The 14,189-nt window shown below is 56.6% G+C and carries 11 protein-coding genes; 5 read left to right on the plus strand and 6 right to left on the minus strand.

What is annotated here, in order from left to right; translation table 11 throughout:
• The first annotated feature begins 162 nt into the window (after positions 1–162).
• Entirely contained in the window at positions 163–1,371 is a 1,209-nt protein-coding gene (locus tag KXG62_RS17040; RefSeq protein WP_218093198.1) for an MFS transporter, read from the plus strand.
• A 142-nt stretch (positions 1,372–1,513) separates the two neighbouring features.
• Here the strand turns inward: KXG62_RS17040 and KXG62_RS17045 are convergent, their stop codons facing one another.
• Entirely contained in the window at positions 1,514–1,879 is a 366-nt protein-coding gene (locus KXG62_RS17045) for a winged helix-turn-helix transcriptional regulator (protein ID WP_218093199.1), read from the minus strand.
• Between the two features lie 154 nt (positions 1,880–2,033).
• Between KXG62_RS17045 and KXG62_RS17050 the strand changes: the two genes are divergently transcribed.
• Complete coding sequence (locus KXG62_RS17050; RefSeq protein ID WP_425517349.1) at positions 2,034–3,281, plus strand: MFS transporter; 1,248 nt, start codon at positions 2,034–2,036, stop codon at positions 3,279–3,281.
• A 50-nt stretch (positions 3,282–3,331) separates the two neighbouring features.
• Positions 3,332–4,180: an aldo/keto reductase gene (locus KXG62_RS17055; RefSeq protein ID WP_218093200.1), complete on the plus strand. Its 849-nt coding sequence runs from the start codon at positions 3,332–3,334 to the stop codon at positions 4,178–4,180.
• Between the two features lie 76 nt (positions 4,181–4,256).
• Here KXG62_RS17055 and KXG62_RS17060 read toward each other — a convergent pair whose 3' ends face one another.
• Positions 4,257–6,020, minus strand: a complete 1,764-nt coding sequence (locus KXG62_RS17060; protein ID WP_218093201.1) for a methyl-accepting chemotaxis protein — start codon at positions 6,018–6,020, stop codon at positions 4,257–4,259.
• A gap of 303 nt (positions 6,021–6,323) precedes the next feature.
• Here KXG62_RS17060 and KXG62_RS17065 point away from each other — a divergent pair, with 303 nt between their 5' ends.
• On the plus strand, positions 6,324–7,412 hold the full coding sequence (locus tag KXG62_RS17065; protein WP_218093202.1) for a nitric oxide synthase oxygenase: 1,089 nt from the start codon (positions 6,324–6,326) through the stop codon (positions 7,410–7,412).
• A gap of 42 nt (positions 7,413–7,454) precedes the next feature.
• Here the strand turns inward: KXG62_RS17065 and KXG62_RS17070 are convergent, their stop codons facing one another.
• Positions 7,455–8,705, minus strand: a complete 1,251-nt coding sequence (locus KXG62_RS17070; RefSeq protein WP_218093203.1) for a multidrug effflux MFS transporter — start codon at positions 8,703–8,705, stop codon at positions 7,455–7,457.
• Between the two features lie 215 nt (positions 8,706–8,920).
• Positions 8,921–9,847, minus strand: coding sequence for an aromatic acid exporter family protein (locus KXG62_RS17075; RefSeq protein WP_218093204.1), 927 nt, complete (start codon positions 9,845–9,847; stop codon positions 8,921–8,923).
• Between the two features lie 354 nt (positions 9,848–10,201).
• On the opposite strand from KXG62_RS17075, the gene KXG62_RS17080 reads away from it, so the two are divergent.
• A complete protein-coding gene (locus KXG62_RS17080) occupies positions 10,202–10,387 on the plus strand; it encodes a hypothetical protein (RefSeq protein ID WP_218093205.1) in 186 nt (61 codons plus the stop codon).
• Positions 10,388–10,441: 54 nt separating this feature from the next.
• Here the strand turns inward: KXG62_RS17080 and KXG62_RS17085 are convergent, their stop codons facing one another.
• Both KXG62_RS17085 and KXG62_RS17090 read right to left on the minus strand, forming a co-directional pair.
• A complete protein-coding gene (locus KXG62_RS17085) occupies positions 10,442–10,630 on the minus strand; it encodes a hypothetical protein (RefSeq protein WP_218093206.1) in 189 nt (62 codons plus the stop codon).
• Between the two features lie 8 nt (positions 10,631–10,638).
• Positions 10,639–13,710, minus strand: coding sequence for an immunoglobulin-like domain-containing protein (locus KXG62_RS17090; RefSeq protein WP_218093207.1), 3,072 nt, complete (start codon positions 13,708–13,710; stop codon positions 10,639–10,641).
• Positions 13,711–14,189: the final 479 nt, after the last annotated feature.

Below are 14,189 nucleotides of genomic sequence, written 5' to 3' on the forward strand. Positions count from 1 at the left end.
GACGAATCGGCAAAACGTCCGTAGATTTTCAAACGTTTATTCGATACGTCTAAAATAGTTCTTGATATTTACTAGATGTTGTTTTATTATGTCTAAGGATTGATAAACGTTTATAACAAACATCTGTTTTTCAATTCGAATCCAATGAAAGGAATCATTCCTATGTTGAAAAACCGGTATGTCCGCACCACTTTGTTATCGCGCGTCTTATTGCAGCTCGGAATCTGGGTCAGAAACTTTGCCATTTTGTTGTATGTGACCGACTTGACTCATAACGATCCGAAATCCGTATCGCTCATTTCCATTGCGGAATATGCGCCGATCTTTATATTCGCCATGATCGGAGGAACGTTCGCCGACCGGTGGAAGCCGAAACGAACGATGGTCGGCTGCGACCTGCTGTCCGCGGCTTCCGTATTTGCCGTCCTCGGCGCGCTGGCGCTCGGCTCCTGGTATTTCCTGCTTGCCGGCACGTTTGTTTCCGCCGTCATGTCGCAATTCTCACAGCCTTCCGCCTTGAAGTTGTACAAGGGGCATGTACCTCCCGAGCTGCTGCAGCGGGTCATGGCGCTGTCCCAGTCGCTCATGGGCATCTTCATGGTCATCGGCCCGGTTATCGGCGCCTTCGTGTACCAGCAATACGGGATTCAAGTTTCGCTGATCGTGACGGGGATCGCCTTTTTCGGCTCGGCGCTCGTTCTCATGTCGCTTCCCCGCGACACAGAGAACCCGAATGTGAACGAAGCGCCGGACTTTGCGAAGGAATTGATCGCAGGGCTGCGCTACGTATGGAACAGCGGCGCGCTTCGGACGCTCGGCATCGTCTTTTCCGTGAGCGGTCTCGCGGCCGGGCTCGTCCAGCCGCTGGCGGTGTTCATCGTGATGGAGAGGCTCGGCCTCGATAAGGCATTTTTGCAATGGCTGCTTATGGCCAGCGGCGCAGCCATGCTGGTCGGCGGAGGCGTCATTATGGCCGCTGCACGGAAGGTGCGGCCGCAGACGCTGCTGGCGCTCGGGCTGCTGGTCAGCTCGCTGACCACCCTCGGAATCGGATGGTCGACAAGCATAGCGTTTACGTTTGTGCTGCAAATCATAAACGGGCTATTTTACCCTTGCGTCCACATCGGCATTCAAACGCTGCTCATGAAGCACACGGAAGGCGCGTTTATCGGCCGGGTCGGCGGCGCAATTACGCCGGTCTTTATGGGCATGATGGTGATCGGCATGTCGCTGGCCGGCTACCTGAAGGACGCCTTCTCGCTGCTGCCCGTATACGCGGTCAGCGCCGCTCTGCTGCTGCTGGGCACACTGTTCCTGCTGCCGCTGCTGCAAGCCGGCCGCCGCGCCGCGAGCAAGACGGCTTCGAGCTAGCTGAACCGCGCCCGCTCGCTCGCCCATTCCCGCCCCACGCGCGGAGAAATGCAAAATAGCCCGTTTCGGCTTGTCATGGAACAAGCGGAACGGGCCTTTTTTTCGGGGGATATCTATGACCGCAGGCAATATCTTATCACACTTATGGCTTATTGAGCACATTGTCTTCCAGCACGGCGAATTTATCGCCATAATGCTTGACGATATGCTTCTCGCCCCAAGCGCACAGCGCATCCAGCGCCGGCTTCAAGCTCCAGCCGTAATCCGTCAGCTCGTATTCTACCTTGGGCGGAACCTGGTTATAGCTGATCCGGTTCACGATTCCGTCCTGCTCCAGCTCCCGCAGCTGCTGCGTCAGCATTTTTTGCGTAATGCCGGGCATACCTCGTTTGAGATCGCTCGTCCGTTTTCTGCCATGCGTCAAATAGCAAAGGATTACGCATTTCCATTTCCCCCCGATGACCTCCAAGGTCGCTTCCACGGAAATATTGTATTTTTTCTCGGCCACAGCCTGTCCCTCCCGCATGCTATAGGCACTTTCAAGTACCTATAGCACTTTTTCGTACCTATAGTACTTCAAAGTACGTACTGTTCATTCCGCGCTCATTGATCCATAATAGCATTTGCCGGCCGGCAATACCACAAGCAGGAGTGGAACACGCATGACACTGGAACTGGATCGTAGAAAAAGCACGCTCGCGCTTCTGGCGCTTGCCATAAGCGCCTTTGCCATTGGAACAACCGAGTTCATCAGCGTGGGGCTGCTCCCGCTTATCGCTGAAGACTTGCATATATCCGTTACAACAGCAGGGTTAACCGTTACCTTATACGCGCTTGGCGTGACGATCGGAGCCCCGGTGCTCACCTCGCTCGCCGCCAGGATTTCCCGAAAAACGCTGCTCCTCTGGATCATGATCGTTTTTATCGCCGGCAACGGCTTGGCCGCCGTGGCAGACGGCATCGGCATATTGCTCGCCGCCCGGGTCATCTCCGCCCTTTCGCATGGCATCTTCATGTCGATCGGTTCGACGATTGCGGCCGATCTCGTCCCTGAGCACCGCAGAGCAAGCGCGATCTCGATCATGTTCTCCGGCCTGACGATCGCCACCGTTACAGGCGTGCCGCTCGGCACTTACATCGGGCAGCTGTGGGGCTGGCGGGCCGCCTTTATCGCCATCGTGGCGGTAGGCCTTGTCGCGCTCGCCGCCAATCTCGTTCTGGTGCCCTCCCATCTGCGCGGCGGAGCCCGCACGCTTCTGCGCGATCAGGTCAAGCTGGTGACGAACGGCCGGCTGCTGCTCGTATTCGCCATCACTGCGCTTGGCTATGGCGGCACCTTCGTGGTCTTTACTTATTTATCCCCTTTGCTGCACCGCATAAGCGGATTTGAGGAACAGACCGTCGCCGCGATCCTCCTCGTGTACGGGATTGCCATCGCGATCGGCAACGTCATCGGCGGCAAAGCCGCCAACCGCAAGCCGGTTCAAGCGCTGTTCTATATGTTCATCGCGCAAGCCGTCGTTCTGGCGCTGTTCATGGCTACCGCACCGTTCAAGGCGGCGGCGCTCGCAACGATTTTCTTTATGGGGCTGCTCGCCTTTATGAACGTACCCGGGCTGCAAGTGTACGTCGTGATGCTGGCGGAGCGGTTCGCGCCGAAGGCGGTCGACGTCGCTTCCGCCGTCAATATCGCCGCGTTCAATCTCGGCATCGCCCTCGGAGCCTATCTGGGCGGGAGAGTGGCCGACACCATCGGGCTCATCCATACGACATGGGTCGGCGCGCTGATGGTCGCGGGGGCCGTAGTCCTGACGGGATGGAGCCGCGCTTTGGAGAAGAAAGATGCGGCCGGCAAGCAGGAATCGCTAACCGGCGGGAAGCCACGCGCAGCTAACACAAACATCGGTTAAGCATCGCATTACCGCATTTATCATTTTATCTTCTGGAAGGAGTGTTCCATATGAACACCGCACAACATATCCAAGATACGATCAAGCTGCACAACGGCGTGGACATGCCCTGGCTTGGGCTGGGCGTCTTTCAGGTCGAGGAAGGCTCGGAGCTGGTGAACGCGGTCGCCTCCGCGGTTCGTCACGGTTACCGCAGCATCGATACGGCCGCTATTTATGCCAATGAGAAAAGCGTCGGAGAAGGTATCCGACAAGCATTATCGGAGAATGATATAACGAGAGAAAGCCTGTTCGTGACGTCCAAGGTATGGAACGCGGATCTGGGATATGAGCCGACGCTGGCCGCTTACGAGGCCAGTCTGGACAAGCTGGGACTCGACTACCTGGACCTGTTCTTGATCCATTGGCCGGTAGAAGGCAAGTATAAAGAAGCTTGGCGCGCGCTGGAACGGCTGTATCGGGACGGGCGGGTCCGGGCGATCGGCGTGAGCAACTTCCATGTCCGTCATCTGGAAGACTTGATGCAGGACGCGGAAATCATGCCGATGGTGAACCAGGTCGAGTTGCATCCGCGGCTTGCCCAGCACGAGCTTCGCCGCTTCTGCAGCGAACACGGTATCCGGCTGGAAGCATGGTCGCCGCTCATGCAAGGACAGCTGCTGCAAAATCCGACGATCGGGGAAATCGCGTCCCATTACGGGAAATCGGCAGCGCAGATCATCCTGCGGTGGGATTTGCAGCATGGCGTTATTACGATTCCCAAATCGACCAAAGCGCATCGCATCGCCGAAAATGCGTCGGTCTTCGATTTTCAACTAACAAGTGACGATATGGAGCGGATTGACGCCTTGAACCGCAATGAGCGGGTCGGCCCGGACCCGGACAACTTCGATTTCTGATCCCGCTTCGGATGCGTGCAGCGCACCACGCAAAGATGCCGTCTCTTTCTGCCAAGAAAGAAACGGCGTCTTTGGTTTATACTTTTATCTGCTGCACCGACTCGCGCAGCTGGTGGGTCATCCCGCTCAGCTGTGCGGCCGAATCCGCGAAATACCGCACAATATCAAGCTGCTTGTCCGTCAGCTCCCCGATGTGCAGCGTCTGGTCCGAAGTCGACTTGGCGATGTCCGATATTTCGATCACCGTCGCGGATACTTCCTCCGAACCGGCGCTCATCTGCTCCGTCGCCGCGGAAATATCCTGAATCTGATCGGTAACGAGCCGGAACATCTCCACAACCTTCGCGAACGATGCCCGCGCCTCGCCGGATAAGCTCGCGCCGGTCTGAACCTCCGCCGCCCCGATCTCCATCGCCTCGCTGATGCGCTGCGATTCGCTCTGCACATTATGCAGCAAGGCGGCGATTTGCCGCGTCGAGCCGAAGGCGTCCTCGGCCAGCTTCCTGACTTCACCGGCAACGACGGCAAACCCTGCGCCGTGCTCACCCGCGCGCGCCGCTTCGATGGAGGCGTTGAGCGCCAGCAGCTTCGTCTGATTGGCGATCTCGGAGATCGCCGCCAAGGCGCCTTCAATTTCGCGCGAATATGCACGAAGCGAAGCGACGTGCTTGACCGCTTCCTCGGTGGCCGAAGAGATCGTCTCGATCTGGCGGTCCATCCGCTCGATCGTCCGCTGGCCCGCTTCTGCGTTGTCCAGCGCGTTCAAGGACGCGTCGGATACCGTCAACGACGCTTCGGAGATGCGCTGAATCGTAACGGCCATTTCCTCCATCGACCGCGCGCTGTCTTCGGAGCTCGTGCGCTGCGCACGGGCGCCGTCGGCCACCTCATTGGCCGCCCGATTCACCCGGGTGTTCATTTCGAGCAGTTGACCGGCGTCCGTCGCGAACCGGTCGGATGAGACGACCAGTTGATCCGACATTTGCGCGATGTTGGACACCATCCGTCCGACAATCGCATTCAGCCTGACCGACATTTGGACGATGGCCGCATACATCGCCCCGATTTCGTCTTCCGACTTCACCGGGCGCTCGACCAGGATGCTGTTCGCTTTAGCGAACTCGCCGACCGCAATAAGCTCCGCTCCGGCTACGATCCGGCGCAGTGGCTCGAACGCGCGGAGCAGCACCCAGACGATCAAGCCGAGCCCCGCCAGCGTCATCACGATCATCAGCAAGTAATACGGGAGACTTCCCCGAATGACGCTGCTGGCAATGCTGCCGACGACTCCGGCTTCCGTATCGATGCCGATCACGCCCAGCACCGTCCCGTCCGCACGCTTGACGGGTGCATAGGAAGAAATATATTTGCCGTACTGCGGATTATCGATCAGATCCGAGCTCGCCGTTCGGCCGGCCAGCAGCGTTTCCACCGCTTTCGGAGGAATATCCGTCACCTCGTTGATCGGCGAAGCGGAATCCGAATCTTTCGGCTGACCATCGATCATGATAAGCGGACGCTTGCTGTCGTCGATCCGCACGAAATAGACGTACAGGGCTCCGATTTGCGTGCGGTACCGGTCCAGCTCCTGGCGAATCGACCAGTACAAGTCATTCTCTTGCGGATTTTTCAAAAATTGATCCAAACGCGATGTGTCAAGCTGCTTGGAGTAGCTGTCGGCCATCCGTGTCCCGTAGCTCGTGATCACTTCGGCGGCCGCCGTTTTCGCGTTGCTGATTTGCATCCAAATATATCCTGCCGACAGCAGCAGGATCACCGCCATGACGACGGCGGCAATGCGCAGCGCCAATCGCTGCTTGATTGTTGCGAACCAACTCATACCTGGAATCAAGCCCCCTCTCTTCTCGTCCCTAATGATAGCATTCGATAGTTTTCGACACATTCTTCGAATTCCCTTCCTTTTCGCAAAAGAAGTTTCCAAAATTACCCGAATTTTTTATAAATTTTTCTTTAGATTTAGTGCTTTCGTCTTTTAGCAAATCTGTCAAAATCATTAGAATTTTTTTCGACAATTCCCCGGACTGCCTCAAGTACAGAGCGATTTTGGGTATGATGAAGAAAGAATGCATGCGGTCTCCTCCTGCATTATCCAATGATAATCGAATGACCGAAGAGGGGTATTATGGACTATAATCGAGAGCTTTACCAGAAAGCGACCGCTTTCATCGAAACCTGCTACCGGGAGCTCGGCCAAGAAGACGCAATCGCCAGCCGGCTGGACCGGATCACCTCGGAGATCGCGCAATGCGGGTATTACACGCATACCGCCGAAGAGCTCACTCACGGGGCCAAAATGGCCTGGCGCAACAGCAACCGCTGCATCGGCCGATTGTTCTGGCAATCGCTGGAGGTCACGGACGCCCGGCATCTGGATACCGAAGACGACATCTTCGCTGCGCTGTTGAACCACCTCCGTACCGCGACCAACGACGGTAAAATCAAACCGGTCATTACCGTCTTCAAGCCGAAAATCGGCGGAGCGCAGCAAGTTCGCATCTGGAATCACCAGCTGCTCCGTTACGCAGGGTACGAGACGGATGGAGAGGTTATCGGAGATCCGGCCTCGCTGTCGTTCACCGGAATATGCGAAAAGCTGGGCTGGCAAGGCCGCCGAACCCCATTCGACGTGCTGCCGCTGGTCATCCAGACAAAGGAAAACGCCCCCCGGTGGTACAGCCTGCCTGAAGACGCCGTGCCGGAAGTCGCAATTACTCATCCAGCGTACCCATCCTTCGCCGACTTGCAGCTGAAATGGTATGCCGTGCCTATTATTTCGGATATGATGCTCGAAATCGGAGGAATCGAATATACGGCAGCGCCTTTCAACGGCTGGTATATGGGGACGGAAATCGGAGCGCGAAACTTTGCGGACCCGTTCCGATATCACATGCTGCCCAAGGTTGCGTCGCTGCTGGGGCTGGATACGGAGAGAAATGCCACGCTTTGGAAAGACAAAGCGCTGGTGGAGCTGAACATTGCCGTCCTCCATTCGTTCAAGGCGGCCGGCGTGACGATCGTGGATCACCATACGGCAGCAGCGCAGCTGAAGCGCTTTGAAGAGAACGAACGGGAATCCGGGCGGGAGGTTACCGGAGACTGGACATGGCTTATTCCGCCGCTGTCTCCCGCGGCGACGCATATTTTTCACAGATCGTATAACAACGCTCAGCTTTCGCCTGCCTTTGCGTATCAAGGCAAGCCTTACGAGTAGCGAGGCGTAGCGGTGAAGACGGGATAGGACAGACCGCCGGGCTCAATCCCGGCGGTCTCTTGCTGTCCGTGCCGATCTGCCCCTGGCCAGCAGTACATAGCACAGCACGGCGCCCGTCTCCGCGACGGCGATCACAATGCCCATCGGCACGGCCGTGCCGCTGCCGCCCAGTCCGACCAGCGGGCTGACGATGCCCCCGATAATGAAGGACAGCAGGCCAAGCAGCGCCGAAGCGCTGCCCGCCGCGCTGCCGTACTTTTGCAGCGCCAGCGACGTCCCCGACGTCGAGACGATCCCGACGCTGGAGACGACTAGGAACAGTGAAGGCAGAATGAACGGCAGCCCCGCTCCTGCGACAATGGCTGCAAGCAGGCATAGGCCCCCGGCAAACGCGATGCCGAGGCCGCATGTCAGCAGCCGGATCTCGCCCGCCTTCCCCGCCAGCCGGCCCGTGATTTGACCCGCGGCGATAATGCCGAGACCGTTCACGGCGAAGATGACGCTGAATTCTTGCGGCGATACGCCGAAAATGTCCTGCAGCACGAACGGCGATCCGGCAATATACGCGAACATGCCCGCCGTGACGAGGCCCTGCGCCAGCGCGAAGCCGATAAAGCTGCGGTCGCCCGCCAGCTTGCCAAACGTCGTGAGCGTATTGCGGAAGCCGCCGGCGGAACGGCGATTCGAAGGCAGCGTCTCGGGGAGGCCGAACCATACCGCAGCCAGCATGGCGGCGCCGATGCAGCACAGCACGACGAACACGCCCCGCCACGACGTCCACTGCAGCAGCTGTCCGCCGAAGATCGGCGCGAGAATCGGCGCCGCCCCGTTCACCAGCATCAGGAGCGAGAAAAACCGGGTCAGCTCCGGGCCGGAATACAAGTCCCGCACAATGGCCCGTGACAGCACGATGCCCGCGGCTCCTGCCAGCCCTTGAATGAAGCGCAGCGCGATGAATACCCACACGTTCGGGCTGAACGCGCACAACAGCGAGGCGGCTGTATAAACGATGAGCCCGATGAACAGGGGAAAGCGCCGCCCCCGCACGTCGCTGACCGGGCCGCTCAACAACTGGCCGAGAGCAAGGCCAAGCAGGCAAAAGGTCAGGCTCAGCTGCGCCTGCGACGTGCCCGTGTGCAGATCGCCCGCCAGCGCGGGCAGTGCCGGGAGATACATATCGAGCGACAGCGGGCCGAACGCCGACAGCATCCCCAGCACGATGACCAGCTGTACCCGCCGCGAGCGGACCGGTGCCCCGGAGGCTTGTTCCCGTGCATCATATCGTTGGTTCATGGCGGTCATCCTAGCCTTTCTATATATAGATTAAGAATCAAAATTTCACTTTAAAAAAGTGAGTATACTGCCGATCGATCATGTTGTCAATCGCCGTCTCCCCGCTTCGCGCTCCGCCTGTCTCCCTCGTCTAACAGGCGCAAACAGCGCAAACAGGCTGTCTGTAACCAGACAGCCCTGTACGTCTCGAATCGTATGAAATGCCGCCGAACGCCTCACATCGTATCGACGAAACGCTCCAATTCATTGGCAACGGCGTAAAGATTCGCCCTGTTCTCGAACTCGCTTCTCGATTCCGGCAGCGGAAGCTTCTTATGGTACTCCCGAATGCCGCGGAGCACTTCGCTGAACTCGTCCTTGCAATCGCGGTTTTGCAAATGCAGGCTCAGCTGCTCGACGAAATCGCCGATTCGGATGCCTTGATCGATCTTCGCGTTGATAAGCGAGATCGCCGGGAGCATCCGCTCCAAAATTTCATACTGCTTCCGCTTTCGTTCAAAATTCTGCTCGTACGAATTGCTTTTGCGAAACCCGTTGTTTTCCATGTCCAGCAGCACAAGACGTTTGGCCTGCTGCAGCACATCCCCCAGCAGCAGCAGCTCCTTCCCGTCCCAGAGCGTAATTCCTTCCTTTAAATAAAGCGCAATCTCGTGAAGAATGGCGGAAATGAGCCGATCAACCTCTTCCTTGCAGCGGTACAGCTCCTTGTCGATACTGGGCATGTACCAGTTGACCAGAAGCGCCACGCCCAGACCGATGGCAATAACGAACAATTCATTGGCGAAAAAAGCAAAATCCGCCGCTCGGTGCATATAGACATGCATCACGATGACCGAGCTGCTCGCGATCCCTTCCTGAATCCGCAAACGAACGCACAGCGGTATGAACAGCAGCAAATAGACGAGAAATGCATACGGATGATAGCCCATCAACTGAAACAACACGGTGGAAGCGGCCAAGCCGGCCAGGCAGGCGAACATGCGGCTGACGACGGCGTGAACGGACTGCTTGCGCGATTTTTGAATACACAGCAGCGTTAGTATGCCCGCCGACGAATAATATTCCAGCTGAAGCATTTGCGCCAGCAGGACGGAGATGCTGACGCCGACGGCGGTTTTGATCGTCCGGAATCCAATCTTCATCGCATTCACCCGCTTATGTTTTTGGGCTTCATTGTACAACGGGGCGACAATAATGTAAATATAGTTAACATTTTATTGCGATAAATAGTTTTGATAGGGATGAAAACTAAATGTTAATGTAATCTTAAATTACATATGTCTGACGTAAGAATGATGATGTAGAACGAGAAACCGAAATCCTAGAATAATATGTCCAATCGGCTGCAAAACATCCCAAGCAAGCGGCATCCCTTCCATTTGTTCGCGCCAACGAAGCGCACATGAATCCGCCCGGCGGCTGTCGCCGCAGACAGCCTGGCGGCAAATGGTGTATAATGGGAATCATATTGCGGCATACAAGGGGGAATCGTCTCGATGTCGGAAGATACGAACAAGCAAATTCTCGAGGAGCTGCGAGCTATCCATCGAAAATTGGATGCGATGGACTCGCCTAGAGGCCTATCGACTCCGCTGAAATTTATAGCTGTCGTGCTGGGCATTACCATCGTTGGCCCGCTGTTGCTGATCGTGGTCGGCCTCATCTCCAGATTTGTATCATAAAACTTCTGATCTTATAAACGCAGAGAAACGGAGCCCTGTCGGCTCCTTTTCTGCTTATCGGCATAGGCCGCCCGCTCCCTTGAGCGGGATGCATAGATCCATTTCAAACGCCCGTTCTTGCCCGTTCACTCTTTCGCTGTATTCGGCGATGCTTTCGAAGAAGTATTCGTACGTGTAACCCGAGGTTTGCTTCTCCCATCCTTCATTCCATACAAAAAGACGCCCGGCGCTGAATCCGGACATCTTCGGCCTTATAAGCCCATGAGCGTAACGATGATTGGATCGATCGGATAAACCGTAGAAGAAATTTCGTAAGTCAAACCGTTAATCGTCACGCTGGACTGGGTCTGCGAAGCATTCTTGGCATCGTCAAGCGAAAAGTATAAGTATGAAGTGCCGCTCGCGGCATCTTTGTACAAGCCGGAGGCTACGTGGGCGGAGTCGTCCTTGCGAGAAACTCCGGCATGGTGATAATCGATGACTCCCGGCAGCGTATTGCCAGATGCTGAATCGCCGATCGTCACGAGCAGGCTATCCGCGTCGCGAGCACCCAGAAGAATAATCAGCAATCTCCCGTCGCTGAGTCGAGGAACGTTTCCATATACCACTCCGGTTTTGGAGTTGAACAGCCGCGCGCCAGTTACCGTTAATTTAGGCGCCGTCCGCACCTGGATCACGGCCGGTGCGGAATATCCTGCCTCGTTGAACGCCTTCACTACCATTTGGTACAAGGTACCGGGAGTCAATCCGGCAATATCCATGCTCGTCGATGATGTATTTGCCAGAAACACGCCATCCCGGTAAACCGCATAGGTTACCGTCCCCTGTGCATTCGCCGGAGCGGCCCAGTTCAAGGTAACCGACGTCGTGCGATCCGAATATGCAAGATTCGTTACCGATCCCGGAGCTGCGAGGGCAGCCGCTTGGGTCATAACCGCGATGGCGTCGGAGAACGCCCCCGCATGACCGGCTGCATCGAATGCCCGAACCTTGAACGAATAGGCCGTAGCGGGCGATAAGCCGAATACCGTCGCGCTTTCCGAGCTTACATCGCGATACTTCACATCGTTTACGTACACACTGTAGCCGACCGTGGCCACATTATCCTTCGCCGCATTCCAGGCCAGCGCTACTTGGTCCTCCAGCACAGTCAGCGCGCGCAAGCCCGTCACTTGATCCGGCGCTTCCGTATCCGGCGTTTCTTTCGGCGGTTTGCTAAGCGCCTTGACCGTCAGGACGAACGTTTTCGTCATCGCGTATTTGTGATCCAAGCGGGATAATGTCGCGGTGAGCGTCACGATTTCGTCGGGACGGCCTGCCGCCGGCCGATTGACGGTTCCGTCGTTTTGGATAAATGCCGGTTTGTCCGAAGCCCAGGAGACGGCGGTCTGCGCGGACCCCTCCGTTTTCAAACCGACGTTCCCGGTAATCGACGAAGCGTCGTCGCCGCTGGCATAACCGATTTCAAGCTGCGCTACATCCTGATACAATATGATTTCGTGTCGTGCTCGATCAAGAACGTGCAAATTCGAAATATCGGTATCCTTGACGTTGTACAAGGATCTTGCCGCTTCCAGCTGTGCTGCCGCTTCGTTGATCTTCTTCTCCGTTTCCACGGCATATTGCTTGATCTCGCCGATGGCCTCGATGGCCTCTTCGATTGCCTTGATCGCCACAGCTTTCACGTCGGCCTTGACTTCGTCGTCAATCGCCACCGTGCCGCTTCCCGAATTCGCGGGAAGCTTGGCGATCGCTTCCGCGTCGCCCTTCACCACGACGGGGCTATCGAGACGCAAGCTTTGAATGGCAGCCCCTGCGCCGATGTTCAGTACGGTTCCGGTCGCCGCGCTATCCACTGTTACGCTGTTCACGGCTCCCTGCCCACTGATCCCCACCGTCGTATTCGTTCCCGATACTTGGACCGAAGACAGCGACGTCCCTGTACCGGCAACAATCGTCGAATTGGCTCTTATCGATAAAACTTTCACGAGGGTTTTCAGCGGATTTCCTGCAGATGGAGGCGCCAGTTCGACGCTGGAACCCGGCGCGTCGACAGAAACCTCGGTATCGATGTTCCCCCTCAGCGTCAGCGTCTTTCCGGCCGCAGCGGAGGATAGCTTAATCATGCCCAGCTTGCCGGTAAGCGAAGACGATTCCAACACCGCTTGGGACTGAACTTCCGTCGTCTCCACCTCCGTACCGTTTCTCGTTTCAATGCGGACGTTCCTCCCGCCGTTGTTCACGGCATTCACTCTTAATTGCTTAACGACGGTTTGCATCAGCTTAACCGAATGTTCGTCGCCAGACCGCACCTCAAGGCTGGATTGCGGACCCATCACAATATTTTGCAGGGAAACCGTCCCGTCCGGGCCCGGGTCAACCGTCAATGTCCCCGTTATCGTCGTGGGATTGCCGCTATCTTGAGGGCCGTATACGCCGGATTCCCCGATCGTTACGTCGTCCAGCACCGTGCCGCTCGCCAGCAGCTCCGCAACGGAAACAATCGGAGCGGCTGCGCCTTCGTCGTCGTTACCGGCGCGATCCGGCTCGCTTTCGCTTCCAGTGCTCGCGTCCGCAGCGGCGCTGCCGGACGCCGCTGACGGTTCTTCGGCCGGCTGCGGCACAGATACCGGCTGCGCCGCAAGCCCTTCCGCCTTGTTCACATATTCCGAATAACTCGTCTTGAACGCGTAAGCCAGACGCGCAAGCGCCTGCCGCTCGGCATGAGCCTTGGGGTTGAACCGCACACGGCCGTCCGTATCCTGCATGCCGTCGATGAACCCGATGCTCAGCGCGAGCGCTACGTAAGGCCGGGCCCATTCCGAAATATCCGGCCAGTCGGCCACTTCTGCTTGGCTCGAGAACGACTTAGCCACGCCTTCCAGACCGAGGGCGCGAATGAACAATACGACCAATTGTTCCCGCGTCACGCCGGCATCGGGGGAAAAGGCCGTGTCCGAAGAACCTTGCGTAATGCCCGCTCCGGCCAAAGCGCCGATATAACCGCTGTACCAGCTTGACGGGTCGACGTCACGGAACGCACGGACCTTGGCGGCATCTTCCTTTAAACCCATCGTCAGAGCGATTGTCTTCGCTAACTCGGCGCGAGTCATCGTTTTGAAGGGCCGAAAGGTATGATCTTCATATCCCGATATAATGTCTGCGTCAGCCAAGCTCGTAATCTCCGTTCGCGCGTACGAGTCTTCAATGTCTTGGAAACGGACATCGGCTCCTTGCGTCAACGCCGGCGCCATGGCGCTCAACAGAACCGACGAAGCGAGGACAGCCCCGATCTTGCGGCGGCTTTTTTGGAACAGCTTCAACCCACATCTCTCCCGTATATGTCTATTTATATTACGATTGTCCTATGAATCTCCAAAGGTCGCAGGAATAAATACCCTCTTTTCATAGAGGACGAATAAGATTATATACCTGGATGGAGACGTAATCCATATAAAAATGGAAATCTCTCAAAAAAATACAAATCTTCTTTCGAAGCGCCGTTTGCTTTCGCGCTAGCTGCAACGAACGATGGGTCGCTAGAGTGAAGGGCTGAAACTTTCAGCCCCTCCTCATCAAACCGTACGTGAGGTTTTCCCTCATACGGCTTTCCGATGTTCGTCTTTCATGTGCATGCAGATTACAAAAGCGTCTTTAATCCATGCAGCTTTATCCGTTGCTTTACTTCTTGCAGAGATCCCATCCATCTCGCTCGTTGTCGTTTCTTCGCATACCATCTTGTGATACGCTGAATAATGTACCAATCCAACTTAGCCAACTTTCCTTGGCTGTAGGCAGTGTA

Origin of the sequence: Paenibacillus solanacearum, from assembly GCF_910593845.1 — a bacterium.
Taxonomy (GTDB): Bacteria; Bacillota; Bacilli; order Paenibacillales; family NBRC-103111; genus Paenibacillus_G; species Paenibacillus_G solanacearum.

Bases quoted from the DNA above. Each gene is read 5' to 3' on its own strand.
- KXG62_RS17065 (WP_218093202.1), top strand. From the start codon at position 6,324: ATGGACTATAATCGAGAGCTTTACCAGAAAGCGACCGCTTTCATCGAA.
- KXG62_RS17085 (WP_218093206.1), bottom strand. From the start codon at position 10,630: ATGTCCGGATTCAGCGCCGGGCGTCTTTTTGTATGGAATGAAGGATGG.
- KXG62_RS17075 (WP_218093204.1), bottom strand. From the start codon at position 9,847: ATGAAGATTGGATTCCGGACGATCAAAACCGCCGTCGGCGTCAGCATC.
- KXG62_RS17080 (WP_218093205.1), top strand. From the start codon at position 10,202: ATGTCGGAAGATACGAACAAGCAAATTCTCGAGGAGCTGCGAGCTATC.
- KXG62_RS17070 (WP_218093203.1), bottom strand. From the start codon at position 8,705: ATGAACCAACGATATGATGCACGGGAACAAGCCTCCGGGGCACCGGTC.
- KXG62_RS17040 (WP_218093198.1), top strand. From the start codon at position 163: ATGTTGAAAAACCGGTATGTCCGCACCACTTTGTTATCGCGCGTCTTA.
- KXG62_RS17050 (WP_425517349.1), top strand. From the start codon at position 2,034: ATGACACTGGAACTGGATCGTAGAAAAAGCACGCTCGCGCTTCTGGCG.
- KXG62_RS17055 (WP_218093200.1), top strand. From the start codon at position 3,332: ATGAACACCGCACAACATATCCAAGATACGATCAAGCTGCACAACGGC.
- KXG62_RS17060 (WP_218093201.1), bottom strand. From the start codon at position 6,020: ATGAGTTGGTTCGCAACAATCAAGCAGCGATTGGCGCTGCGCATTGCC.